A 2,585-nucleotide genomic window follows, 5' to 3' on the forward strand; every position below is an offset into this window, starting at 1 on the left:
TTCCCTAAAGACAATGGGCGCTTTGATAGAAGAATACTTTGATGAGAATTATGTTGCATTGTCAGGGCCTAATTTTGCATCTGAAATCGTTTTGAGTCTTGCAACAGTGTCAAACATTGCATCCAAAAGCAGAGAAAATGCAATGAAAGTCAAAAAGGTATTGTCCACCCCTCAATTCAAGGTGAAGATTCTTGATGATGTAATCGGTCTTGAGATATGCGGTGTCATCAAGAACATCAATGCAATAGCCAATGGTATCTGTGAAGGTATGAACATAAATGAAAACGCAAGATATGGTGTTTTGACAAAAGGTTTCGAAGATACCGGACGAATAATTGAGGCTATCGGTGGAGATGTAGCCACTGCAGGCCAATACTGCGGATTTGGAGACCTTGTACTCACATCCACATCAACTGAAAGTAGAAACCATACCCTTGGAATGCTTTATGGGCAAAGGATAATCGTGGATGAAAAGGCAAGCGGTATCGTATTTGAAGGAAAGAACTCAATCATGGCCATTAAGGACATCTGCGACAAGAATGAGACCAACAGTGTTATTGTGGACTTTGTTTATGATGTGATCGTTAAGCAAACACCTCCAAAAATAGCATTCAAAACATTGTGGGAGAATATTGAAGAATAATGATTAAAATTTATTATTGAAATTTAACTAAAATTAAACTAAAAAAATTATGATTAAAAAAGTGTGATAAAATGATTGGCGTAATATTGGCAGCTGGAATGGGAACTAGATTAATGCCGCTTACCAAGGAAATTCCTAAGGCATTGCTTAAAATCAATGAAACTACCTTGCTTGAAAGAATGATAAAAAACTGCATTAACGCAGGTATTGAAAAATATATAGTCATTGTAGGATACAACAAGGATAAGGTAATTGACCTATGCCCTGAAATAGCTGAAAAGTATGATATTGAAATTAAAACAATTGCAAACGAAAAGTATGATGTTACAAACACTTCCGTATCAACCTACCTTGCAAGCAAATACATAGAAGAAAATGACTTGGATGACTTCATTTTAGTCAATGGAGACAATGTCGTAGACCCTGAAATCGTCACAAGATTAGCTGCTTCAGCTAACACTGGAATGATTGTAGACAACTTCAAGGAACTTAATGAGGAATCCTTCAAATTGATCATTGACGACGAATCATTCAATGAAGACAAAACAATAGCTAACGGTAAAATCAACTCAATCGGAAAAGGATTGGACATTCCATCCTCCACTGGAGAATTCATTGGAGTCTCCAAAGTTGTAAGCGATGACGTTGCAGAATTCAACAGAATCTTGGAAAGATTGATTGAAGAAGATCCTCAAAACTATTATGACTTTGCATACAAGGACTTAAGCAAAATCAAAACCATCGACTTTGTCTTGACAAACGGCCTTAAATGGACAGAAATCGATGACCACACCGATTGGGAAAACGCTCAATTGCTTGTAAAGGAATTGGAAGGATAAATATATACAATAAAGAAGATTTTGAATATTGATTTAGAACTTAAAGGGATAATATGGTAAATGTGAAAAAGCTCATCAAGGATATAATCTACATATCTGCCAAATACTCTGCAAGGGCACTCTATGTAGTTGGATCATATATTATCCCTCCAAACAAAAACATAATATTCTTTGAATCAAGCAATGGCCGTAACTATACCGGAAACCCTAGATATGTCTATGAGGAAATACTAAATCAAGGCCTTGATGATGAGATGACCTGTGTATGGTCATTGGTTCATACAAGCACAAAGATTCCAGGAAATCCAAAAAAGGTCAAGAGGTCATTTTTCAGATTCCTATACTACAGCCTCAGAAGCGGAGCTTGGATCATCGATTCCAGACATCTATACTACCTAAGGAAAAACAAGAACACCAAATACATCCAGACATGGCATGGAACTCCACTTAAAAAACTTGGTTTGGATATGGACTACATTGACATGAGCGGAAATCAAGACATCGAAGCCTATCATAAGGAATTCACAGACAATACAAAAGTCTGGCAATACCTTATTTCACAAAATGAATACTCATCTGAAATCTTCAGAAGGGCATTTGACTTCAAGGGTGAAATGCTTGAGATAGGATATCCTAGAAATGACATCCTGACAAACAAGAACAATCCAGAGGATATCGATGAGATAAAGACAAGGCTCAAGATTCCTAAAGACAAGAAAATCATTCTTTATGCCCCTACATGGAGAGACAATGAATACTATCAAAAAGGGGAGTACAAGTTTGCTACAGAAATGGATTTCGACAAGATGTACAATGAATTGAGTGATGAATATGCACTTATCGTCAAATTCCACTATTTAGTAAAGGAAAATATAGACTGGAGCAAATACAAGAATTTCGTTATAGAATGTGATGCAGACTGGGACATTCAAGAACTCTACTTGATTTCTGATATGATGATTACAGACTATTCATCAGTTATGTTCGACTACTCCATCCTCAAAAGGCCTATGCTATTCTTTACATACGATTTGGACAACTATAAAAACAATTTAAGGGACTTTTACTTTGACATGGTTGAAGAGGTTCCAGGTCCAATCTGC

3 protein-coding genes are annotated in these 2,585 nt (G+C 36.4%); all 3 read left to right on the plus strand.

The annotated features are described in order from the left end of the window. On the plus strand, positions 1–643 hold a 643-nt coding region (locus tag ACKI67_RS01810), incomplete at its 5' end, for an NAD(P)H-dependent glycerol-3-phosphate dehydrogenase (protein ID WP_407461688.1). Between the two features lie 71 nt (positions 644–714). Continuing rightward, the gene (locus ACKI67_RS01815) at positions 715–1,482 is read left to right on the plus strand and encodes a sugar phosphate nucleotidyltransferase (RefSeq protein WP_407461689.1); all 768 of its coding nucleotides are present in this window, start codon (positions 715–717) and stop codon (positions 1,480–1,482) included. Between the two features lie 53 nt (positions 1,483–1,535). Then, positions 1,536–2,585, plus strand: a 1,050-nt coding sequence (locus ACKI67_RS01820; protein WP_407461690.1) for a CDP-glycerol glycerophosphotransferase family protein, incomplete at its 3' end; no start/stop codon positions are given.

Source organism: Methanobrevibacter sp. (assembly GCF_045577275.1).
Taxonomy (GTDB): Archaea; Methanobacteriota; Methanobacteria; order Methanobacteriales; family Methanobacteriaceae; genus Methanobrevibacter.